This is a genomic window from Thermoplasmata archaeon, from assembly GCA_036395115.1.
GTDB lineage: Archaea > Thermoplasmatota > Thermoplasmata > RBG-16-68-12 > RBG-16-68-12 > RBG-16-68-12.
In genome coordinates this window covers 75,683-97,569 of sequence record DASWDU010000037.1, presented here as the reverse complement: position 1 = coordinate 97,569, position 21,887 = coordinate 75,683, and the positions used below count along the sequence as shown (strand labels likewise).

Annotated in this window: 25 protein-coding genes and 1 tRNA gene; 10 read left to right on the top strand and 16 right to left on the bottom strand. The window is 63.2% G+C overall.

Annotated features, from left to right (window positions below):
* Positions 1–3 precede the first annotated feature (3 nt).
* Positions 4–297 (top strand): PRC-barrel domain-containing protein, encoded by a 294-nt coding sequence (locus tag VF992_09455; GenBank protein ID HEX9341371.1) that lies wholly within the window; start codon positions 4–6, stop codon positions 295–297.
* A gap of 27 nt (positions 298–324) precedes the next feature.
* On the opposite strand, the gene VF992_09450 is transcribed toward VF992_09455, so the two are convergent.
* The 6 genes from VF992_09450 to VF992_09425 all read right to left on the bottom strand — a co-directional run bounded on the left by VF992_09450 (position 325) and on the right by VF992_09425 (position 4,190).
* On the bottom strand, positions 325–489 hold the full coding sequence (locus VF992_09450; GenBank protein HEX9341370.1) for a hypothetical protein: 165 nt from the start codon (positions 487–489) through the stop codon (positions 325–327).
* A gap of 2 nt (positions 490–491) precedes the next feature.
* On the bottom strand, positions 492–1,136 hold the full coding sequence (locus tag VF992_09445; GenBank protein HEX9341369.1) for a zinc ribbon domain-containing protein: 645 nt from the start codon (positions 1,134–1,136) through the stop codon (positions 492–494).
* Between the two features lie 4 nt (positions 1,137–1,140).
* Entirely contained in the window at positions 1,141–2,616 is a 1,476-nt protein-coding gene (locus VF992_09440; protein ID HEX9341368.1) for an SPFH domain-containing protein, read from the bottom strand.
* A gap of 11 nt (positions 2,617–2,627) precedes the next feature.
* On the bottom strand, positions 2,628–3,155 hold the full coding sequence (locus VF992_09435) for a hypothetical protein (protein ID HEX9341367.1): 528 nt from the start codon (positions 3,153–3,155) through the stop codon (positions 2,628–2,630).
* Positions 3,156–3,159: 4 nt separating this feature from the next.
* Positions 3,160–3,660, bottom strand: a complete 501-nt coding sequence (locus tag VF992_09430) for a zinc ribbon domain-containing protein (GenBank protein HEX9341366.1) — start codon at positions 3,658–3,660, stop codon at positions 3,160–3,162.
* 71 nt (positions 3,661–3,731) lie between these two features.
* Entirely contained in the window at positions 3,732–4,190 is a 459-nt protein-coding gene (locus VF992_09425) for an Lrp/AsnC family transcriptional regulator (GenBank protein HEX9341365.1), read from the bottom strand.
* Between the two features lie 232 nt (positions 4,191–4,422).
* On the opposite strand from VF992_09425, the gene glnA reads away from it, so the two are divergent.
* Positions 4,423–5,853, top strand: a complete 1,431-nt coding sequence (glnA, locus tag VF992_09420) for a type I glutamate--ammonia ligase (protein HEX9341364.1) — start codon at positions 4,423–4,425, stop codon at positions 5,851–5,853.
* Between the two features lie 69 nt (positions 5,854–5,922).
* Here glnA and VF992_09415 read toward each other — a convergent pair whose 3' ends face one another.
* Together VF992_09415 and VF992_09410 are read right to left on the bottom strand one after the other, a co-directional pair.
* Positions 5,923–6,537: a hypothetical protein gene (locus VF992_09415; protein HEX9341363.1), complete on the bottom strand. Its 615-nt coding sequence runs from the start codon at positions 6,535–6,537 to the stop codon at positions 5,923–5,925.
* Positions 6,538–6,610: 73 nt separating this feature from the next.
* Positions 6,611–7,585, bottom strand: a complete 975-nt coding sequence (locus VF992_09410) for a PhoU domain-containing protein (protein HEX9341362.1) — start codon at positions 7,583–7,585, stop codon at positions 6,611–6,613.
* Between the two features lie 270 nt (positions 7,586–7,855).
* On the opposite strand from VF992_09410, the gene VF992_09405 reads away from it, so the two are divergent.
* The 3 genes from VF992_09405 to VF992_09395 all read left to right on the top strand — a co-directional run bounded on the left by VF992_09405 (position 7,856) and on the right by VF992_09395 (position 9,224).
* Positions 7,856–8,002, top strand: coding sequence for an SDR family NAD(P)-dependent oxidoreductase (locus VF992_09405; GenBank protein ID HEX9341361.1), 147 nt, complete (start codon positions 7,856–7,858; stop codon positions 8,000–8,002).
* A 94-nt stretch (positions 8,003–8,096) separates the two neighbouring features.
* Positions 8,097–8,624, top strand: a complete 528-nt coding sequence (locus VF992_09400) for an SDR family oxidoreductase (protein ID HEX9341360.1) — start codon at positions 8,097–8,099, stop codon at positions 8,622–8,624.
* A 234-nt stretch (positions 8,625–8,858) separates the two neighbouring features.
* Positions 8,859–9,224, top strand: coding sequence for an SHOCT domain-containing protein (locus VF992_09395; protein ID HEX9341359.1), 366 nt, complete (start codon positions 8,859–8,861; stop codon positions 9,222–9,224).
* A 60-nt stretch (positions 9,225–9,284) separates the two neighbouring features.
* On the opposite strand, the gene VF992_09390 is transcribed toward VF992_09395, so the two are convergent.
* The 4 genes from VF992_09390 to VF992_09375 all read right to left on the bottom strand — a co-directional run bounded on the left by VF992_09390 (position 9,285) and on the right by VF992_09375 (position 13,403).
* Positions 9,285–10,358 carry a Coenzyme F420 hydrogenase/dehydrogenase, beta subunit C-terminal domain gene (locus VF992_09390; GenBank protein ID HEX9341358.1) on the bottom strand — a complete coding sequence of 358 codons (1,074 nt, stop codon included), beginning with the start codon at positions 10,356–10,358 and terminating at the stop codon, positions 9,285–9,287.
* A 216-nt stretch (positions 10,359–10,574) separates the two neighbouring features.
* Positions 10,575–11,027 carry a cupredoxin domain-containing protein gene (locus tag VF992_09385; GenBank protein HEX9341357.1) on the bottom strand — a complete coding sequence of 151 codons (453 nt, stop codon included), beginning with the start codon at positions 11,025–11,027 and terminating at the stop codon, positions 10,575–10,577.
* 139 nt (positions 11,028–11,166) lie between these two features.
* On the bottom strand, positions 11,167–12,012 hold the full coding sequence (locus tag VF992_09380) for a phosphosulfolactate synthase (protein HEX9341356.1): 846 nt from the start codon (positions 12,010–12,012) through the stop codon (positions 11,167–11,169).
* A 5-nt stretch (positions 12,013–12,017) separates the two neighbouring features.
* Positions 12,018–13,403 carry an MmgE/PrpD family protein gene (locus VF992_09375; protein ID HEX9341355.1) on the bottom strand — a complete coding sequence of 462 codons (1,386 nt, stop codon included), beginning with the start codon at positions 13,401–13,403 and terminating at the stop codon, positions 12,018–12,020.
* A 130-nt stretch (positions 13,404–13,533) separates the two neighbouring features.
* On the opposite strand from VF992_09375, the gene VF992_09370 reads away from it, so the two are divergent.
* Positions 13,534–13,911, top strand: a complete 378-nt coding sequence (locus VF992_09370; protein HEX9341354.1) for a hypothetical protein — start codon at positions 13,534–13,536, stop codon at positions 13,909–13,911.
* Positions 13,912–13,914: 3 nt separating this feature from the next.
* Here the strand turns inward: VF992_09370 and VF992_09365 are convergent, their stop codons facing one another.
* From VF992_09365 to rqcH, 3 genes are all read right to left on the bottom strand, one after another.
* Positions 13,915–14,799, bottom strand: a complete 885-nt coding sequence (locus VF992_09365) for a zinc metalloprotease HtpX (GenBank protein HEX9341353.1) — start codon at positions 14,797–14,799, stop codon at positions 13,915–13,917.
* Positions 14,800–14,993: 194 nt separating this feature from the next.
* Positions 14,994–16,292, bottom strand: coding sequence for a TrpB-like pyridoxal phosphate-dependent enzyme (locus VF992_09360; GenBank protein HEX9341352.1), 1,299 nt, complete (start codon positions 16,290–16,292; stop codon positions 14,994–14,996).
* Between the two features lie 60 nt (positions 16,293–16,352).
* On the bottom strand, positions 16,353–18,239 hold the full coding sequence (gene rqcH, locus VF992_09355) for a ribosome rescue protein RqcH (GenBank protein ID HEX9341351.1): 1,887 nt from the start codon (positions 18,237–18,239) through the stop codon (positions 16,353–16,355).
* Between the two features lie 266 nt (positions 18,240–18,505).
* Here rqcH and VF992_09350 point away from each other — a divergent pair, with 266 nt between their 5' ends.
* The 4 genes from VF992_09350 (at position 18,506) to VF992_09335 (ending at position 20,821) form a co-directional block, all read left to right on the top strand.
* On the top strand, positions 18,506–18,835 hold the full coding sequence (locus VF992_09350; GenBank protein ID HEX9341350.1) for a hypothetical protein: 330 nt from the start codon (positions 18,506–18,508) through the stop codon (positions 18,833–18,835).
* Between the two features lie 65 nt (positions 18,836–18,900).
* Positions 18,901–18,972: transfer RNA gene (locus VF992_09345), tRNA-Thr, on the top strand.
* Positions 18,973–19,100: 128 nt separating this feature from the next.
* Positions 19,101–19,547, top strand: a complete 447-nt coding sequence (locus tag VF992_09340; GenBank protein ID HEX9341349.1) for a DUF6188 family protein — start codon at positions 19,101–19,103, stop codon at positions 19,545–19,547.
* Between the two features lie 356 nt (positions 19,548–19,903).
* On the top strand, positions 19,904–20,821 hold the full coding sequence (locus VF992_09335) for a radical SAM protein (GenBank protein HEX9341348.1): 918 nt from the start codon (positions 19,904–19,906) through the stop codon (positions 20,819–20,821).
* Here VF992_09335 and tcmP read toward each other — a convergent pair.
* On the bottom strand, positions 20,795–21,754 hold the full coding sequence (gene tcmP / locus VF992_09330; protein HEX9341347.1) for a three-Cys-motif partner protein TcmP: 960 nt from the start codon (positions 21,752–21,754) through the stop codon (positions 20,795–20,797). The two genes, VF992_09335 and tcmP, sit on opposite strands and share 27 nt — an antisense overlap.
* Positions 21,755–21,887: the final 133 nt, after the last annotated feature.

The following is a 21,887-nucleotide window of genomic DNA, read 5'->3' as shown; positions in this document are numbered from 1 at the left end:
GGGATGGGATCCCGCCGCGGCGGTGCCGCAACGGGGCCCTCGCCCGATGCGGGTGATGGGATGAAGAAGTTTGCCACGGAGCTCCGGGGCAAGACCGTCATGACGAACGACGGCCAGATCCTGGGGACGATCGAGAACTTCATCGTGAACACGAAGAGCGGAAAGTTGTCCGACGTCCTCGTGCTCCCGGCGGAGAACGTGCCGACGAAGGGGCTCAAGAAGGATCCGGAGGGGCGGCTCATCCTGCCGTTCCAGGGCATGAAGGCCGTGAAGGACGTCGTCGTGATGAACCTCTAGGCCACGCCGCCGTGGTCCGTTCGGCCGCTACGCGGTCGGACGGGCGCCCAGGACCCGAAGCGCGAGCTCGAGTTTCTCCGGCTCTTCGAGCAGGGCTTCGATCACGGCCGCAAGGAGCGCGGCGGTGGACCACGCGTCGATTGCGAGCTCCGGATCCATCCCGACGGACCATTCGACCGCGGCCTCATCCATGGTCACGTCACCGTGGTCTGTTCCATCACGCTCCCGTTGACTTCGAGCGTGAAACGGTAGGTGAACGCCGACAGGTTGTTCGGATTAACCGCGATGTGGACGCCCCACGTGTGCGTTCCCACCGAGAGGGCATCTTGGTTCCAGAAATAGATGCCGTATCCGTACTGGACCCCATTCTCGAACGCGCGCAGGTGCAGGTGAAGCTTGTCGACACCGATCGACGCGCCCTCAATTGCGAACTGCACGTCAAAGGTCATGTTGCCGTTCCCATCGAGACCCATCTTGGTGATGCTCACGAAGTGCGCCTTCGCGGACGTGAGCACGTAGACGGCCGCGGCGAGGCCGACTACGACGACGAGAGCGATGATCACGACCGCGACCACGAGCAAGGGTGACTTCTTCTTCGTCGGTAGAGCCGCATACGGCGGTACAGGCCAGTATCCAGGTCCCGTCGGCGGCGCCTGCGTCTGCGGAGCGAAAGGCGGAGTCGACGGAGGCCACGTCGGTGCGGGAGCCGGCGACGGGGCAGCCGCGGGCGCTCCCGTGTCGACGGGCGTGGACCTCGGGATCAGCGCCCCGCAGTGCACACAGAACGCGGCTCCGGGTTGGAGCGGCGCCCCGCACGCCCCGCAATAGTTCTGGGCCACGGGCTCACTTCGAGATGTCCTTCAGCTTGCCCGCGAGTTCCGAGAGGTCCATCCCGGTCAGCGCCTTCACGAGCGCGGGGGCCGTGGCGGCGATGTCCACCACGCTCCCGACGAGCTGAGATGGCCCCCGCTCACCCATGATGATGAGCTTCTGCGTCGTCTCGAGCGACTTCGCCGCGTTGGCGACGATTTCCGGGAGCTTCTCGACGATGAGCTGCGTGACCGCCGCGCGGCCGTACCGCTCCCAGGACTCGGCCTTCGCCTTCATCGCCTCGGCCTCGGCGAGGCCGGTCGCCTTAATGGCGTACGCCTGCGCCTCGCCCTTGAGGCGGATGATGTCGGCCTCCGCCGTCCCTTCCTGTCGGATTCGCTCCGCCTCGCCGGCAGCCGTCCGCGAGAGACGCTCGCGCTCGCCTTCCGAGACAAGGATCGCACGCTCCTTCTCGCCTTCGGCCGTCAGGACCATCTTGCGCTTCTCGCCGTCGGCCAGGGCCGCCATGGCGTCCGCCTGCATCTTGGCTGGGACGACCTGCGCGGCGTTTTGCTCCTGTTCGCGCCGCCGGACCTCTTGCTCCTGGACGAGGACTTCCTGTTCTTTCGCGCGGATGTCGATCTTCCGTTGCTCGACGATGAGTTCCTGTTGGCGCTTCGCCGTCTGGAGCTGGAAGGCAATTTCCTTGTTCGCCCTCTCGAACTCCACGGTCGCCTCGGACTGCTGCTTGATGATGTCCCGGTCTCGGTGGAACTGGGCGACGTTCGCCTCCGCGTTTGCGTTGGCCTTCTCGGCCTCTTGCGCCGCCTGGGCCTCCGCGATCGTCGCCTCGCGGTTCGCGTTCGCCTTCCCCATCCTCGCGTCCCGCTTGACTTCCTCTGTTCGCTTGACGCCGAGGGCGTCGAGGTAGCCCATCGCGTCTTCGATTTCCTTGATCACGAAAGATCGGATCTCGATCCCCATGTTCCGCAGGTCGTTGCCCGCCATGCCGAGGATCTTTGAGGCGATCGCGTCGCGGTCCGAGTTGACTTCTTCGACGGTCAGCGTGGCGCACACGCCACGCACGTGCCCCTCGAGCGTCTTGAGGGCGATCTCGTCGACCTGCTGCTCCGTCTTCCCGAGGAGGTTTTCCGCCGCTGTGTTCAGGGTCGCTTCGTCCGAGGAGATCTTGACCTGGGCGACCGCCTTGATGTTGATCTTCGCCCCCGAGCGCTTCACGTCCGTGACGATGTCCGTGACGACGAGGTCCAGGGTCCGCACGTCGAGCTTCAACCACTCCACCGACTCGAAGATCGGGACGATGAACTTCGCGCCGCCGGACTTGACCTGGTATCCGCGCCCGCCGGTGCCCTTCTGCTTGCGGCCGTAGATCACCATGGCCATATTCGGCGGGACTTTCTTGTAGCGGCTCGCATACGACAGCGCGGTCCCAAACACGACGCCCACGATCGCCAGTACGACGATTGCAATGATGTCCCCGTCCGCCATGTCGCTCCCTCCTACACCTTGTGCACCTTGACCGAATTGCCTACGATTGACTCGACGACGACGTGCTCGTCCGTGCCGATCGGGTCGTCGGAGATCGCTTGGAGCAAGGTACGCCCCCGCGCCTCCGTCACGACGACGATCTGCCCGGGCTGACCCGGCTTGATCGGGATCATGACCTGCCCTTTGTATCCGACCAGGGTCGCGAGATCGACCCGCGTCTCCGCCTGGCTCTTCACGAAGAGGTTCAGCATGACCACGTACATCCCGCCCGCCACGAGGATCGCGAAAACCGCGGCGAGGACCGGCGTGGCGATCGGGCCGAAGCCCAGCGTCTCGAGGATCGTCCCGAAGCCGCCGAACGCCGTGCCGAACGACGCCACGATTGGTAGGCTGAGCGGGCTGAGGCCCGTGTCGACTTCGAGGCTGATGTCATGATCGAAATCGATGCCGCCAATGTCCCCCAGCACGAGGACGAGGATGAGCAGCATGAGGAACGCGATCATCACCCATGTGTACGGACTCAGACCGAGGAGGGCCATAGTCTCACCTCCCCTGACGCCAGTCGCGGGTCACGGACTCGACCTTCTGGGTCGGCAGCTTCACGACTTCGGAGGCCCCGCGTGTTCGGGCCCCGCAGTTCCAGCAGAAGGTGTCCGTGCGCTTGAGCTTCGCACCGCAATACGCGCAGGAGGTCGTCGTCGCGGGCGATCGCGCGGGAGCAGCCGGGGCTTTCGGCGCGTTCGGCGGGGCGGCCTTGCCGGGGGTCGTCGGCGCCGGGGGCCCGCTCGCCCTCGAGCCGTCATCGAACACCGCGCCGCACTCGTTGCATCGCTTCGCGTCCTCCGTCACGAGGGCGCCGCAGATCGGGCATACGAACCCTCGGAACACGACGCCGCGGCGGCCGAAACCGAGATCGCGGTTCGCGTTGAATTCCCTCTCCCGACGCGGGTCGAACTCGAGCGGACGTCGGGAATCGAACTCGAGGGAGCGGCCCGGGCTGAAGTCGAGTTCCCGGTTCGGATTGAAGTTCAGGAGGTCCGCCATCGCCCTCCACTCTCCCCCCCGCGATATCCGGACCTACGCCCATAAACGTTGTGTAGGCACCCCGCGGGAATTCACAGGAGAACGCGGCGCTCCTCCTTGACGACGTTCAGCACGACCTGCGTATACGTATTCTCGACGTATTCCATCGAGCCGAGGCGCTTGATGAAGGCGTCGAGCTCGCGCGTCGTCCGCAGCCGCACCACGACGATCGAGTCCCACTCGCCCGTGACGTCGTAGACGTGGGTGACGCGCTCGTCCTTCGCGATGCGGCGCTGGACCTCGAGGAGTCTGCCCTTGTGGATCTTCACCCCGACGACCGCGAGGACGTCGAAGCCGAGCTTCGATTCGTTGAGGAGCGGCACGTAGCCGGAGATGACGCCGCCCTCCTCGAGCCTCCGAATCCGGTTCGAGACCGTGCTGATGCTCGCATCGACTTCCTTCGAGATGTCCCGGAACGACTTCCGGGCGTCGGCGTTCAGGAGGCGCACGATCCGAACGTCGAGATCGTCGAGTCCGTCCGAGGATGCCATGGTCGTTCCTCCGTGCGGCCGTCGGTCGAATGCTCGAACTCGACGCCACGCCCGCGGGGCATTCCAAACAATGTCTCAGAGAATATGAGGGTTCCGGTCATATGTACGATTTCCGAGGACAACAGTTTATATATGTCCATATTTCTCCCCGAACCGACGGACATTGGGCCGTCCAGGTGGGAAGGGCATGGCGATTTCTTCGAGCACTCCGGCGAAGTCGAAGAGGATGACCGTGGCATCGGTGTTGAAACAGATCGAGACCGACCGCATCCGGTGGGTCGACCTTCAGTTCGTGGACGTGCTCGGTGCGCTCCAGCACATCACGATCCCGTCCACTTCATTGGGGGCAGAGGAGTTCAAGCGGGGCGTCGGCAAGCTGGATGGCTCCTCGATCAAAGGGTTCAAGGAGATTCACGAGTCCGACATGGTGATGAACCCCGACCCATCGACGTTTGCGGTCTTGCCATGGTACGAAGGGCCGCACAAGACGGCCCGTTTCCTCGTCGATGTGTACGAGGGCGGTTCCCACGAGCGCTTCACGCGCGACTCGCGCTACATGGCGCAGCGGGCCGCTCAGTTCGCCGCGGACCAAGGGTACGACACGACGTACTGGGGGCCGGAGATCGAGTTCTTCGTGTTCGACGGAATTCGGATGCTGCCAACCCCGGACGCCGTCCGGAACCCGTGGTCGGGGGCCGGGTACGAGATCGTGTCTCGCGAAGCCCCGTGGAGCGATACCGGCGGCAAGAACTTCCCGATCCGATTCAAGGAAGGTTACTACCCCGCGCCGCCCGTCGACACGCTCCAAGACTTCCGGAACGAGGCGTGCCGCGTCCTGATCGACTCGTTCGGCCTCACCCTCGATGCGCATCACCACGAGGTCGCGACCGCGGGGCAGTGCGAGATCGATATGCGGTACGACGAACTCGTCCCGATGGCGGACAACGTCGTCACGTATCGGTACGTCATGAAGATGGTCGCCCACAAGATGGGGATGTTGGCCACGTTCATGCCGAAGCCGATCTTCGGCGACAACGCGAGCGGGATGCACGTCCACCAGAGCCTCTGGACGAAAGGCAAGAACATGATGTTCGATCCGAAGGACGAGTATGCGGAGATCAGCCAGACCTGCCGGTACTACATTGGCGGGTTGATGGACCACGCCCGCAGCCTGTGCGCGTTCACGAACCCGACGACGAACTCCTACCGCCGGCTCGTGCCGGGCTACGAGGCGCCCGTGTTCATCGCCTGGTCGAAGCGGAACCGGAGCGCGAACATCCGGATCCCGATGTACTACCAGGGGATCGAGGCCGCGAAGCGGATCGAATACCGCACGCCGGATCCGGCGTGCAACCCCTATCTGTCGTTCGCCGCGATGCTGTGCGCCGGCCTGGACGGCGTCAAGCGGAAGCTCGACCCGGGCGACCCGGTGGACCAGGACCTGTACCACCTGAGCGCGAGCAAGCGCAAAGAATACGGCGTCCGCGAGCTCCCCGGCTCCCTGAAGGAGTCGATCGAGCACCTGCAGACGGACTACATGTTCCTGAAGACCGTCTTCCCGCAGGACCTCCTCGAGAAGTACGAGGAGCTGAAACTCGACGAGCACCTGCAGACCTCGCTCCGGCCTTCGCCGTACGAGTTCTACCGGTACATGGACGCCTGATCCAGCCGACGAAGACAACCGGCGCGGGAAGCCCCGCGTCGGCCTCCTCGACGCCGTGTTCGTCCTAGCTCAGGCCGATGCTGTCTTCTTCCGGGCGGACCACCACACGGTGACGTACCCGACTCCTCCCAGGAAGAACCCGAAGAGGGCGATGCCGAGGAGGGCGGTGATGTACGGCGCGAGCGGGTTCAGGATGTTCGTATGGACGTAGAAGGCGTTCTTGCCGAGGCCCCCCGAGGAAACGGGCAGCAACGCCGCGCCTCCCATGTACCCCCCGTAGGCCATGAGGAGAGTCCCCGCGCTCGCGCCAACGCCACCGAGGATCAGGTGAAGCCAGGCCACGAAGTTCCGCCACCCGGTGTATACCGCGCCAACGGTGACCTCGAGGTGCTGATAGAACAGCGCGCTCATCGCGACCCCCAACACGCCGACGAGACCGTAGCCGATCATCCCGACCACGAACCACATCCCCGCGCTCGAGCACGTCGCCGTGCCCGTCCCTGCCGTCTGGTTGGTGATCGTGACGGAGCAGGTGTCCCCTCCCGCGACGATTCGTCCGGGACTCGGATTCATTTGCAGCGCGCTGATTCCGATCAAGACGCCCAAGATGGCGAACGCGATGGCACCTTGGATGATGGCCGCCCCGATGAAGCGACCCGCCCAACGGCTCCGATTCGGCTCCATGGAGGCCTCAAGAATCGGCTATTGCATAATGATTTCGTATTTACTTCGAGCGTCCTGGGCGCGAACGCGGCCACTAATCTTTGGTCGATGCGGGACGGCACAGGTTCGAAGGCTTCTCGAGATACCGATTGTATGCGATGAGCGCGATGGATCGCCCGTAGCTCCCGATCTGCGCCATGCCTCGGAGGATTCCGCTGACTGGGAGGAGGAACGACGGCTCCTTCGACCGCTGCCCCCGGGATTCTCGGAGGAGGCTTTTGACGACCTCCTGCTCCCGTTTCTCGAGGTCATTCGAGAGGCTCAACGCGGCATTGGCCTGCTTGAGATCGCGGGACAAGAGTGCGCCGAGCGCGAGGGCGAACGTGTGCGCGATGAGATCTGCAAGGGTCGCGAACGCGCCAACAATCGAATCCGGAATGTCGACCTCGTCCCGCAGAACCCCACGCACGTGCGTCGCGATTTCGTGCGCGTGGTCCGCGGCGATCTCCAGGTCGCGAGCGATCGCGCGGTATCCTGCGATCTCCAGGCGAGTCCGGAGTCCCAGGCGCTCTACGAGCGTGTCGTCGACCTGGGCCGATAGCAGCAGGCGGAGGATCAGCCAGTACATCATGTCCGCGTCGTCCTCCCGCTTCATCGCATCTTCGGCGAGAGACGCATCGGCGGTCTCAAGGGCTTGGAGAGATTCCGAGAGCATTGTGGCGCCGAGGTTGTAGAGTCTCTTGATCAGAGCATCGACGGGATAATTCGTCGGATCAATCGAGCAGTGGAGAACCACCCGCGAAGGCGCTTCATCGAGGATGCCGATCCCCATCAACCGGCGCATTGCCCTCCGAATTTCGTCGAGGTGCTCGCTCCGCAGCCGCTGTGCCGAGCGGACGGTGATTTTCTCCCGTCCGAGCACGTAGTTGCCGACGATGACCCGTTCGAGCATCCCCGGTTCGTCGCAAAGGTCCGCGTCCACGACGAATTCCGTCATCGACCGCTTCCGGGCCGCCGCCTCTTGGCTCGGCAGGATCTTGAGCGCCTCGCCCTCCTCAACGAGGAACACCGGATCGCCTCGTTTCAGCTTCCGTTGGGTCACCCAGGTTTTTGGAAGCGAAATTGTGAGTGTCGATGCGCCTACCTTCTGGATTTTCCTGCTCTCCATTTCGGTCCCCCCGAGCGGATACTCTGTTGCAACCATGACCATCCCTTGGATAATTAGACCTTCGGTCGCCGCGTATCTCAGCCTTTCTCAGGCGACGAACGTACCTGTATATTCAGCCACGGTGGCAAGGCCCTTGAGGGCGGAGGCCTTCGCATTCCTCAGGATGAAACCATGTTCGATCTCCGAGAAAAGGTTGCCCTCGTCACGGGTGCAGGCCGCGGCATCGGGAAGGCAATCGCCTGGGCCCTTGCCGAGGGGGGCGCCGATGTCGCGGTGAACTCGTCAGCGAACCTGATAAGGCGGAGGCGGTCGTCATGATGATCCGCAAGCTGGGTCAGCGATCGATCGCCGTACGAGGTGACGTGAGTAGGAAAGATGACGTAGACGCCATGGTCGCTCGCGTCGAACTGGAATTGGGGGGGGAATCGACATCCTCGTAAACAACGCGGGCATCCTGCTCTTCGAACCCTTCTTAACGATGTCTGAGGCGAACTGGGATCGGGTGATCGACATCAATCTGAAGGGCCAGTTCCTCGTCGCGCAGGCCGTGGCTCGCGGAATGGCGCGCCGTGGAAAGGGAGGAAGGATCCTCAACCTTGCGTCAATCGCCTCCGGACAAGTCGGGATCGGCTATCCGAACATTGCGCACTACTGCGCCTCGAAAGGCGGCGTCAACGCGATGACGGAGGTCATGGCCCTGGAGTTGGGCCCGCATCGCATCAGCGTGAATGCGATCGCGCCCGGAATCATCGGCACGGACATGACGAAGGACTTAACTGCCGACGCACGCGCCCAAGCGGCCCTCCTGGCACGCATCCCCAAAGGCCGCATCGGCCGGCCCGAGGATGTGGCAGCGCTCACCGTCTTCCTTGCCTCCGACGAGGCAGACTACTGCACCGGCGCAACCTTCCATGTCGACGGAGGCTGGTTGGCCGGATAGGAACATCCCATGGTCTGGATAAGTCGAGGGGACTGAAACCCCACCGAATGAGCCGGCCATTTGGAGCGTCCTGCGGTCTCGCAAAGGAATATACATGTATTTTCCTCCCAGTCGATCGGCACTAGCACCGAGTGGACGCAATGGAGAGTCGTTGATAGGGACCGGAAGGCGGGATGATTAAGCAATTACAGCACTTTGAAAAGGGGCTCCGCGCCATCCTGTGCCGGTGAGCTGATGGAAACGAGAACCTCGGAGCGCTGGCTCTGGGTCGTACTCGCGGTCGTTCTTGGGATCGGTCTCCTGGCAATCTTGGCAGCTCTGAGCATGCCGTCGAGCGGATACTACGGGATGATGGGCGGTGGCGGATGGGGGTGGGCTCTCCTGATGATGGGCGTCCCCTTCGTGATCCTGATCGTGATCCTTTTCGTGGCTTTCGTCGGTCTGCGGGAGCCAGCAGCTCTGGCCGCGTACCCGATCTATGGGCCTCCTGCCTTGGGGCCGCTGGACGTGCTCGACCAGCGCTATGCCCGCGGGGAATTGAACCGGGAAGAATACCTGCGAATCCGCCAGGATCTCTCCAGAGCCTCCGCCCGACCTTGAGGCTTCCGTAACCAACGATGCCGGGAGTATGGATGGTCGACCGTAACGCTAGGACACGCGCTAGCGGAGGTTCCGGGTGAGTTGCTTCTTGATGTCGACCATCGCCTCGAGGAAGAGCTCCGCCCGCCTCTCGTCGACCAAGAGGTCCGGCTGGCCATAGACTTCCGCGGACGTCATTAGGACGCCATCCCGGATCGCCTGGTCCACGATTCGCTCGCCGCGATCCGTCCTAACGACCGCGGTCTCGAACATCTCGTCCGGGCCCACGCGGCCGACGCTTAGGTCGCTGAAGCTTGCGGAGAAGTCATAGCACTGGAGGCAATTCGGGTTCACGAGGCCCGCGACCGAATCCTGGCCCACCCGGCACGAGACGCCCCCTTCCGAAGTGAACCGCAACTCCTCGCCGACGAACTCGACCTGCCGGATTTCCGACGGGTCGAAACCGAGCAGCTCGCGAAGTCGGCGGTTCCCCGCGCCCGCCGGCGCGAAGTTTCCGTAACAATAGGTGCCGAGGGCGAAGGCGAGTTCGTAGCCCGGCATGAATCGGTCCCACCGAAGTTTCCGGACCGTGTAGTTCTGGCAGGGGCGGCCCATCACGGCGATGCGGGGGTTCAGTCCATGGTCGGTCTCGGCAAATCGCTTGAGCTGGGCGAGGGTCAGGAGGTTTGCCCGCAATCCGCTACCCGTGAAGACCGCACGGCCGGGCCCCATCCGAATATCGCCGGCTCGATACAGGTCGGCCTTCGTGAACGCGACGACCGGCTCTTCGGTGACTCCCTGGTGTGCGAGTAGGACGACGTCCGCGAGGTCTTTCTCCAGGAGGTGTGCGAGGATGGCGGCGGCGGCCTTCGGGCCCGCGAAGAGGCGAAAGTCCCGGTCCCGACTCGCCAAGGTCATGATCCTGCGATACGAACCGAGCGGGCCCGCGGTCGACCCGAATGTCGAGATGAGTTCCTCGTCCGGTCGGAGGATCTCGGGTGCGTTCATGAACTCGTTCAGGCAGGACGTGCACCGATCAGCGTAGAACGTCACATCCTCCCCCGCGATGTCGATCGTATTCTCCTCAATGCGTTCGAGCGCTCCGCCGCAGTTCACACACGTCGGCATGACAGGGGAGTCGTGCTCTGATGCCATGGGATCCCTCTTCGCGTCGAGGGATCACCGCGTCCATATACTCCTTGTACGTAGAATATGGACGGCAACCCCAATACGTACGTCGAGGCCCGCCGTCGCAGGGGACCGCCGCCCGAGGCTCCCCTCAGGTTCCACGGTCGCTACCATCGCGTTGCGGGTGTCCAGAGACGCTCATGGGGAACGGAGAACGCACTCCCGCTTCCTCTCGGCGGCGGCCTAGTCCTCCAAGACGACCAGCCAGCCCGTCATCGTCGGAGGGTGGTACGTGCAGCGGTACGCGAAGATTCCGGGCGTGTTCGCCACGAAGGAGAACGTCGTGGTGTTGCCGTACGGCAGCACGTGGTTCATCGCATACGGTGCGTCCATCGTGAACGTGTGGTCCTCCGGCTCTTCCTCCGTGTTGAAGAAATGGATGGTCACCGAGTCACCCAAATTGACCGTAATCCGATCCGGCGCGAAGTAGTCGTGGGAAGGGAACCCTGGCGTGCTATCGTTGAACGGTAGCACGACCGTGAAGACCCAAAACTCTCGGGCCTGCGTCGGCTGCCGCGCTCGCGAAAGGTAGCCAGCCGTGTATCCCGCCGCAGCTCCCACCAGCGCGGCCACGACGATTGCGATCACTAATGTCCTGCGCACAGAGAGGGAATTGCGTTCCGGAAGTCCCGCCATGACGTTGCCTCGGCCGGGGGAGGAGAGGGAGGGGCTCTTGAGGGCGCGATATATACTATCTGTACTTCGCCGCCAATACGTATTTTTCCCTCATTCCGTGGGGCTCAGATTGTCGCGGCGGTATAGGGGCCTCAGAGGCTCAGGGCTTGTACGTCAAGATGCGTCCCCAGACACTCGACGTCCCCCAGATTCCGCGACGGACGATCTCGAGCTGGACGATCTGGCTGTGATCCACGAACAGGTTGACGTCGGCGCCATAGTTCTTCACGTACCACGTGAACACCTCGGGGTCGGCGGCCTCGAACATGACCTTGTCCGTCCCGAGGGCCTCGATGACCTGGGAGACGACGTCCGTTCGCCAGCTCTTCACGTTCTCCGTGATTCCCTCCGACTCGATCATGATGAGGTATGCGCCCGCGTTCAGGAACCGCTTCGCGGCGGCGATCGCGCGGCCGGGGTCCCGGACGCCTTCCGCCTCGAGTTCGGCCGCGCTCGTCGCCCCACCGGCGCCCCACTGGATCCCGACCTCCGGCTTGGGCTTCAGGCCCTCCTGCTTCACGCGCTCGACGAGGGCCAGCCAGTCGTCGATCGGGATGCTGATGAATCCCGCCGAGATCTCCAGGATGTCGAATCCGAGCGACTTGACTTCCTCGATGTACCGGTCCACGGCCTCCTTGCCCTGCGTCAGGACGTACTCGATCCACCCGCCCGTGGACACCATCACGTCGTACGAGTGGCAGAGGTCGAGGATTTCCGTCAAGGCCTTCTTCGGGATGACGGAGAAAGAGCCCGCAGCGAACTTCAGCGAGTCGACGTAGTCCCCGGCGGTGGACAGGACGTCTTCGAGGTATTTCGCTCCCATGACGGTGTAGTACGGGCCCCGGATTTCCGTCAGCCCGCGCGTCCGCGGCTTCCCCTCGCGATCGTTCCGCCTGACCCAGCTGAACGCCCGCTCCTGCTCGTGCCACGCATTCGATCTATCCATGGAACTCATTCGGGTCCGCTCCTTGGAGGCCTCGGGATCTTCGCTAGCGACTTGACGAGTTCGGCTACTTGGATGTTCTCTAAGTTCTCGACTGTACCGGCGATCCGCTTCCTTAAGGCTTCGCTCACGAGGGGAGCCGCAAGCGCGTGGAACTTCGCCGAGGCGGAGGGCCACGACATGGGTCGCGTGACGAAGCCCTCGTAGTCCCTCTTCTCTTTTTCGAGGGCCCGCCCCGCCTTCAGGTGGACCGTGATGCGGCAAGGCATCTCGGCAGGGAACCGGGCGCTGTACGCCGGGTCTGCGCGGACGACCACCTTCCGGTGGAGCCGCTGGACATCATCCCGGAGGATCCGCTCCGGCGCGTACTGGCTAGGCATCACGGTGCCATCAAGCAGCGCGACCGCCACGATGTACGGGAGACTGTGATCCGCCTCCTCTTTCGTTCGAACGCCGTATTTCGAGCCTTCTTCGCCGCCGCCGATGATGTTGAACGCGACGTCGAAGATGTCGATCTCGATCCGTTCGACCTCCGCGGCGGTGAATCCGTGCTCCGCTTGGAGCTCGAGGATGCCTTCCGTCGCGGACTGGGAGTGAACCTCCGCGTTGTATTTCTTCACGATCGTCCGCGTCACGCGTTCCAAGTCCTCCTTGGACCAATCGATGGAGAACTTGCCCGCGATCGCGTCCATGAATCCCTTGTTTCCCTCGAAGACCTCGAGCGGCCCCGTGATCCCGTGCATCGCGAGGAACGCCGCATGCGTCCCGCCGAAGCCGGTGTTCGGATACGCGAGCCCTTTCCAGTGGGACAAGGCGCCCGTCCGGGTGACGCGGAGCGCGTTGAACGCGGTCCCGCTGATCGCGACCGCGTTGGCGGTCTTCCGGGCGTCCAGGCCGAGGGCCTTCGCGACCCCCGCCGCCACCGCGTACGCTCCCTGGGTCGTGTGGTCGAACCCCTTCGCCCGGACCGGCGCGACGTCGCTGAGCCGGCACTGGACCTGATACGCGACGGCGAGCGCGACGAGGAGGTCCGCCCCGCTCCGCTTCGCGTACTCCGCGGCGGCGAGGACCGCGCCGACGTTGTCGCTCGGATGGCACGTCTCCCCTTTCGCCAGGTAGCTGTCGTTGAAGTCCAGGTACCGGACGAGCGCCCCGTTGTAGAGTGCCGCTCGGTCGGGCGCCGTGCGACCGAATGCGATGGCCGTGCAACGCGGGCGCCCGCCGAAGTCGTCGAGGTGGCGTCGGATTGCCTCGATCGGTCCGCCCTGCACCGCGCCGATCGCGCACCCGATGGCGTCCAGGACGCGGAGCTTCAGCGCGTCCAGGGCGCCGGCCGACAGATCGTCGATGGACCTCGAAACGACGAATTCGGCGAGGTCTTCGGCCATCGTCATGCGGATCCCTCTCGGGCCGGTGGAATCGCTCCGACCCCTTTCTAGGTTGGCCGCGATCCACCGCCGCGGCGGGGTTCCGGGGACCCCGGGCGCTGGTTTAAGTCGGACGGTGTATGTCCTGACCCTCAGAATGGTGGAGCAGAAAGACGACATCACCGAGGAGCGCCGCATCCTCAAGAAGGCCGGCGTCCTCGACGACAAGCTCGTCGACAAGATGGACATTTATCCGGGAGACCGCGTGCGGTTCAGGTTTTATTATCCGCATTCCGGGTTCGAGGAGATCATCGGCCATTTCGTCGGCTTCTACACGCTCTACGAGGGCCCGGAAGGCGGCGGCGACCTGAACCTCGTGATCCGCATCGTGAAGGAAGGCCGGACGACGGTCGTCTACAAGGACCGGAACTACCTGGAGGAGTTCGAGGTCCTCGAGCCAAACCTGGAGGTCCGCGACCGGATCAAGGACCTCGACGCCCGCCACGGGCGGCACGTCGGGCACGAGTTCGGCTGAGCCTCAGTACCGGTCGACGCCCTGCGCGAGCGCCTGGAGTCGCGCGATCCGCTCCTGGATCGGCGGGTGCGTGCCGAAGATCCGGACGAACGCGCCTCCGCGGAACGGGTTCACGATGAAGAGGCTCTGCGATGCCGGGCTGCCGAACGCGATCGGCCGGCGGCGGTTCTCGACTTCGAGCTTCCCCAGCGCGGACGCCAGGGCGAGCGGCTGCCCGATCGTCTTCGCGCCGATGTAGTCCGCCTTGTACTCCCGGCTGCGGGAGATCGCCAGCTGGACGAGGAGGGCGGCGAGTGGCGCCAAGACCATCCCGACGACGGCGAGGATGACCGCCGCCCCGTTGCCGCGTCCCTGGTTCCGCGAGCCGCCGAAGAGGCTGTTCCACCAGAACATCCGCGCCATGAAGGAGATCGCGCCGGCGAGGGTCGCCGCGACGGACATCACGAGGATGTCTCGATTCCGCACGTGGGAGACCTCGTGGGCGAGGACCCCGCGGAGCTCGTCGTCGGTCAGCAGGCGGAGGATGCCTTGCGTGACCGCGACGACGGCGTGCTGAGGGTTCCGGCCCGTCGCGAACGCGTTCGGCGTCTGCGTCGGCACGATGGCCACCTTCGGCATCGGGAGGTTCGCCTGCTGCGTCACCTCGCGCACGAGGCGATACACGCCCGGAGCCTCCGCCTCCGTCACGAGCTTCGCCCGGTATGACCAGAGGACGATCCGGTCGGAGGCGAAGTAGGCGATCGCGTTCATCGCGGCGGCGAGTAGGAAGAAGGTCACAATTGCCCCGGCCGGGTCGCCGAGCCAGACCGAACCGATCGCCCAGCCGAATAGGACGAAGATGGCCGTCAGTAGGGCGAATAAGAAGGCGGTCCGAAGATACGCTCCCATAGACTCCACTCCCGACTAGGTATCCTCCTAGGACTCTCAGGTCGCATATGAAGTTATGGCGGGCGCGCCGTTCGACTCGCTGGCGCAGTAACCGATTCCCTATAGTTCGAAAGGGAGGCGACCAGCGGTAGTCCCAAGGCTACGAGACCTACTCGGTGCAGATGGCGCTCGATGCTGGCGGTGCGGAGGCCGCCTCAGAGGCCGAGGACGTCCGCGTAGCCTTCCATGTCCATGAAGCCGTGTCCGCTCACGTTGAAGGCGATGACCTTGGCCTCGCCCGATTCCTTGCATTTCAGCGCCTCGTCGATCGCGCACGCGATGCTGTACGCGCTCTCTGGAGCGGGCAGGAATCCTTCCGTCTGGACGAACGTCCGAGCGCGCTCGAAGACGTGCCGTTCGTCCGTCGGGTATGCGATCGTGTCGATGAGGCCGCGGTGCCGGAGGAGAGAGAGGATCGGCGAGCACCCGTGGTACCGCAGCCCGTCCCCGCGCACCGGTTTCATGTCGGCCCGGTGCCCGAGCGTGTACATCTTCAGGAGCGGCGTCATCTCCGCGTGGTCCGCGAAGTCGTATCGGTACTCGCCCTGGAGGTTCGGGGCGGCGGCGCTCTGGGCCGCGATGAACCGGATGTCCTTTCCGCGGATCGCCTCCGCGAGGAAGGGCAGGGCGAAGCCGCCGAAGTTCGACCCGCCGCCGAGGCACGAGACCATGACGTCCGGGTGTTCGCCGGCGCGCTCGAATTGCCGCTGTGTCTCGAGGCCGATAATCGTCTGATGCAGGAGTACGTGGTTCAGCACGGAGCCGAGGCAGTAGATCGCCTTGTCGTCGCCGCTCGCGTCTTCGAGCCCTTCCGACACCGCGATGCCCAGGGCCCCGGGGTGGTGCGGGTCGTCCGCGAGGAGCGCCCGGCCGACCGCCGTCTCCTTGCTCGGGGACGGGTGGACCGTCGCGCCGTACAGCTTCATGAACTGCCGACGCTGGATCTTCCAGTCGTGGACCGCGCGGACCCAGTAGATCGTCGTCTTGAGGCCGGCCAAGCTGGCGGCGTACGCGAGCGCGGTTCCCCACTGGCCCGCGCCGGTTTCCGTCGTGAGACGCTCGTACCCCTCTTCCTTCGCGTACCACGCCTGCGCCAAGGCGGTGTTGACCTTGTGACTCCCCGTCGGGCTGTAGAACTCCGCCTTATAGTATAGCCGCGCAGGCGTGCCGAGGCGCTGCTCGAGCCGACGGGCCCGGATCAGCGGGCGAGGTCGACCCGCCTGCCGGTACAGGTCCTGAATCTCTTGCGGGATGTCGATCCACCGCTGCGTCGAGTTCTCCTGGCGGAGGCACTCACGGAGGAGCAGGTCCGGAAGCGCCTTGATCCGGGACGGCCCTTCCTCGGGATCCTTCGGAGGCGGGAGCGGTTCCGGGAGGTCCGCCAGGATGTTGTACCATCGGGTCGGTCGCTCGTCATCGGGCAGCGAGACGACCAACGCGTCGGCTCGAGACATGACCCCCACCAAAAACCGATGGCATGGTATGGTCGGCCAGGGCTAAAGGCTTGCCGCGCGTCACGCCTCGAGCCCATGTCGTTCGACGATCTCGACCGAGCCCGGTGGCATCGTCCGCGCGATTTCTTCGATCGGCACGGCGAAGGCTGCGGCGAGCCGCTTCGTGACCGCCTCACGGTCCGCTTTGCCCGGGGCGAGCACGACGTACCGCGTAGCGCGGGCGGCGACCGCGGAGACCGGACCGCCCATGACCTTGCGGTGGCCTTCGACCTCGACCTCGCCGACCGCGAGCCGCACCGGGAGATCGTGGACATAGTTCCGCTTCCCGCGGATCATGAAGGCGCCTCGAGGGAGGAACTCGCCAGACTCCGCTTGCTTCGACACCTGCTCCGGCAAGACCCAGTACGCGCTCCCGGCCGCGAGGCCGGCCGACCACGCCTTGCTGTACGCGAGCGCGAATTCGCACGCTTCCCGCAACGTCGCCTCGGAGGCTCTCGCGCCCTCCTTGATCACTGTGGACGGAGCACCGTGGACATCGGCGTGGGCGTAGCGGTCCCCTTCCTTCAGGTGCTTCTTCACGAGCTGGTCGTTCGTCCGGGCGTCTCGTCCGCCGAGGATCAGGCAGCCCTCGGACGACAGGGTCCAGCGATACGCCTCGAACCACAGCGCCTTCGTCGCCTTCACGCGAGGACGCTTGGCGGCTTTCAACGCCTTCGCGCTCATGGCTTTCATCTCCATCCGCGTCGCGGCGATCGCCTCCTCGACCCGTTGCGACTTGAGCAGCGCCTCGCGCCGACGGTCGTAGAGCGCTTGCGCGTTCGCGGTCACGTCCTCCTCGTAGTCCAGGGTGATCGTGTCGAAGTCTCCGATCGACAGGGTGACCGTGCGCTCTTTCCGGTCGATTGCCTTGATCTGGCCGTGCTCCGGCGGATCTCGTCCTTCTCGGACTGCCTTGAGGAGCTCGTCGAACACCGGGTAGTGGCCGTACAGGAAGACCGCCTGCGCCTCGAGGCGGGTCGCCTCCTCTCGGAGGGCGGCCAAAGATTCCTCCTGCTGCGCGATCCGTCGAAGGAGCTTCGCCGCCGCACCCTCGGCTCTTGCTCCCTCGACCTCCGGCTCCGCGACCGTCAGATAGTGCGAGAGCGCCTCGTTGAACGTCGGGAACTCGCGGCGCTCCAGGCCGCGGTGCTGAATCAACTCGATGGGCGTCGCGTCCACCGCTCGGCCTGCCTGGAACACGACCGCCGGGCGGCGCTCCTGCTCGACCGCCACCGCGAGGTTGTTGAGCGCCGTGTAGAGCGCATCGATCTGCGGATCCGTCAGTTCCCGCACCTTGGTGTCTTTCGGGACCGCCGACCGTAGGCACACCTCCTCCGCGTAGGTCCCGCCCAGGTTGAGGATGCTCGCGAGAACCCGCACGGTCTGGCCCTTCGCACCTCGCAAGGTTTCCGCGAACCCGCCTCGGTCGAGCTCGAGCGCGTCCACTCCCGCCGCGGGGAACGCGTACGACTCGCCCACCTGAACCTTGCGGTCCTTGAACACCTGCGGGAACTGCACCGCCACGGCCGTGTCGCCTTTCGTGACGACGAGATTCCCATTCCCGAAAACCTCGAAGATGACGCGCAGCGCGTCGGGACCTCGTTCGACGGCGAGGACCGCGATCCGGTCGTATCCCCGCTGCTCGATTGCGACGATGCGGGCGTTGTCGAGCAGCCGCCGGAGCGTCTGCGCGAACGGCGGCGGCGATTCCGGTTTTGTTTCGACTTCGTGCAGGCACAGCCAGCGGCCCGCTTTGGAGTAGAGTTCCGCCTTCCCGCCGCCGGCGAGGTTGATCCGGAAGATTACGTCGTCTCCCGTCTGATAGATCTTGTCGACGTGTCCGCCGACCAGCCCTTGCCACTCCGCGACGAGCGCGCGAAGATCAAAGGAGGAGAGGGAAGTCTTCATCCGTCGTTGCGAAGCCCCGTGCGTTACTTAATGATTGGTTCGCGCCGGGGCGGGAATTTCGTCAGCGACGGTCCCCAAGGCCCTGAAATCGCGGACAACGAAGATAGGCCGGAGGGAGTCGGGGCCCGCTATTCACCGTCGATACTTGGGGGCGAAGCATCTTATAGGCCCCTGCAAGACGCCTGTTGCGGCTTCGGATGCATCGCGTCGTCGGGTGGTATCACGGTCTCTTTCACCTTGCTCAAGCAACAATTCACGATCGTTGGGTGAAGCGGCTGCGCCTCGTCGCGTTCCTCGCCGCATCTTCGATTGCGACGCAGATTGTCCTCCGCAATTTCCTCGGGTACGTCGGCCTGGGGGACCTCCTTCCCAGCTCGATCGTCACGATTCTCATCGCTTCGGCCGTCTGGCTCGTAGCCTACCCTGCGATGTGGATGCGCATGTTGACCGTCGTCGTCGAGATGGAGGCGAAGAAAGAGTACGGGGCGCTCCTGCAGGAAATCCACAAGTTGCACCACCACTCTTCCCAGGAAGGGGCGGCGCCAGGACTCGCGTCGCCATCTCTACGCGACGACACGGCGAGCCGCAAAATGTAGCGTCACGACTCCGATCGGCGTCGTGCGGGAGTATTTATGCGGATCGGAGGTTTGGGCCCCGCGTTGCCGCAGTGGCTTAGGGGTAGAGCGGCGCCTTGGTAAGGCGCAGGTCGGGGGTTCAATTCCCCCCTGCGGCTCTCCGATCTGGCCGTTCCACGCCTGAGGTCAGGGGACGCCGATTTTGTAGTAGGCCATCACGTCGAACCGAGGAGAGACTGATTAGACGTCAAGCACCTGCGGTTCCGGCAGATTCTAAGTCAAGTTGGTGATTCAGGACCAGGTGCCACATTCGGCTCGAGAGATAGACATCCCCATTGAGGTCGGCGGCTGGACTCTTGAGCGTTGCTATGTTGACTCGAGTTTTGGCGTCATGTTCATCCGGCGGAACGATGCCTTCGAGTTTCGAATCGGTGGGCAGTTCAAGATACGTCACGCCGGGACGGAAGTAGGCTATTCGATTGAATACGATTATGTCGCAAAAGTGAGTGGAGCCCTGAGACTACTTCACAAGACCGCGCGCACAGCAATAGCGTTGAAGGACGGGACGCTCGAAATCGTATTCATTGATGGCGATGTTCTCCTGGTCCCTCCAGACCTGCACTATGAAGCGTGGGAAATGTCTGGGCCTAACGGGCTCAAGATCGTCAGCCTTCCGGGTGGAGGACTCGCTTTCTGGTCCGCCAGGGACCCAGTCGATCCCGTGGAACCGTAGGTTGAGAGTTGAAATACCGCTAAGGGTCCCCTCCGACTTTTTCCGCGAGTCCTCAGAGGCGAGGGAGGGCTCTCAACGATGCGGCGACGGGACGACCTCCGTCCCGCATGGGCACACCTACAAGTACGCAATCGAAGCTTCGCAAACACAATATGCATTTGATTTCCCCGGATGGCTCCGAGTTCGAACTGTCGATTGTCGGCTATGAATCCGCCTCGCCGATCACCAACTGGTTTGCGAGCATGCCATGATGTTGATCCAATTCTCTCGTCGTTATCCCCGATTCGCCGACCTCTCCCCCGGAGGCACTTTTATAGGGCTGCGTCGATTCTAACGAAACTGGGGTCTGCAAAGCAATGACGGTCACGGTCGTGGAGCAGCTTGATAGGACGCTCAATGCTGACAGAATCCGGCTGCCTACCTCTGTCATAGGTGGCACGTTCCGGACCACGCCGCCCCTGATCCGGCATTCAAAGTTGACATCTCGAAGCAACGGAGGTGTTGGGAAGCAGCTATCCGATGGCTGGTCGCTCAACTTCGCGGTCGGATGCACGCATGGTTGTCCCTTCTGCTACGTCGACGAAATTCACAAGAGGTTTGGGCAGAGTCGCTACGGAGACGCCGTGCTGCAGAAGTGGGGCGACTACTTGCTTGTTCCCGAGAACCTCGATGAGGCAATTGTGAAGACGCCATGGCGCAGGTGGGCGGGAAAAGAAGTCATGATGAGTTCAACTCACGACCCGTACCTGCCAAAACTTGCATCAGGGGCGAGGAAGTTACTGGAGCATGCGCTTCCAGCTGGCGTGCGTGTCTGTCTGCAGACGCGTTCCTATCTTGTGATCAAAGACTTGGATTTACTTGCCCAGTATCCAGACCAGGTTCGTCTGCAAGTTTCCATCGCGACGATGAGTGACGACTTCGCTCGCCGGATCGAACCGAGAGTCCCGCGGCCCAGAGCTCGCATCGAAGTCCTTCGGCGCGCCAAGGAAATGGGTTTAGATGTCGGTGTGATTCTTGCACCCATTTTCCCTCCAACACGAGTTCGACAGGACGTGATCGAGGATCTCAGGCTGATGGCGGAAGCGCTTGTTGAAATCCAGCCGAACCATATTTACGGCGAATCCGTTCATGTCCGCGGCCGGAATCTTCAGCTCGTCGAAGAATGCTTGGGAGAGAAAGTCACTATTACCCGAGGATTCGACAGGGGAATCTCTCGGATGTTCCACGGAGAGCTCGGGCGAGTTGGTCTAAAGGGAAAATGGTGGCCGGCCTGAGAAATACGAGTCAAGGTCACGCTGTTTGCCCGTTAGCACTTGGAGCACCATTCGCGCGAAGTCACCCTTGATGCTATCGAGACGGCGCTTGAGGTCGTCAGCCGCATTTACGTAGGGACTTCCTGCCTTTGTTCTCTTCGTCATGAACACGAGTTCGTACGAATAGCCTTCTCCACTTTGAATCTGGAAAGGATATAGGATCTGCCTGCGAAGGAGGAGCTCCTGTGTCCAATTCCCAATTAGGTCATCGTACGTGGCAGAACGGTCAAAGACTCGACGACCGAAGAAGTTGCGGCACGTTTCGAGGTTCGCCTCGTCCCATTCACTAAGGGCCACGGATCTCTTGATATTTGGGAAAAAGGTGAACCAGATGTCGCATGGCTCTCTTAGGAGTGCGTCCATTGACTCGCGTGAGAAACCCTTCATTCCTTGATAGTCGACGAAGGCCATGAAATGGGACTTGCGATCCCTCAGTTCTCCCAGTGCGTCTCGAATCGCCGCATCCGCTTCTTGGGCGAATACTTTGAATGATGTCTGATTACCCCTGACGTGGATGAGACGCTTTTCGAGGGCAACAGCTCGACTCCTGTTGCTCTCTATCGACACAATGTAGTGGAATGGTTTCCTCGGTACTAGCGCGGCAAGGATTGACGATCCTGCCACGAAGCAATCCGCATCACGGATTCGGTTCAGGCCCGATCCAGCCATCACATCCAGATAGGCCATGCATTCCTTTCGAAGCAACTCGAGATGTTCTTGAATGATGTCGGTGTAGATTCTCTGCCAGAACTTTACTCCGATCAGCTTCAGCGTCGTCCAAGCATTGAAATCGTTGTACACAGTGGGCTCAATTGATCGGACGCGTTCGGAAGCTTCTGTGAGAATTCTCAAGTGGTCGCCGAGCCATTCCAGGTCCGTCTTTCTCTTCGTCATGGGCCTAACAGCCACGCATGTTGGGGGATTTTGGGGCGGAAAGGTTCGGATCGGCGCGGCACTGCCGTACGTAGGTGGGCTGCGCGGCTATAAGCATATCAGCGGGACGGGAAAATATGCTGTCGGGGAGAGG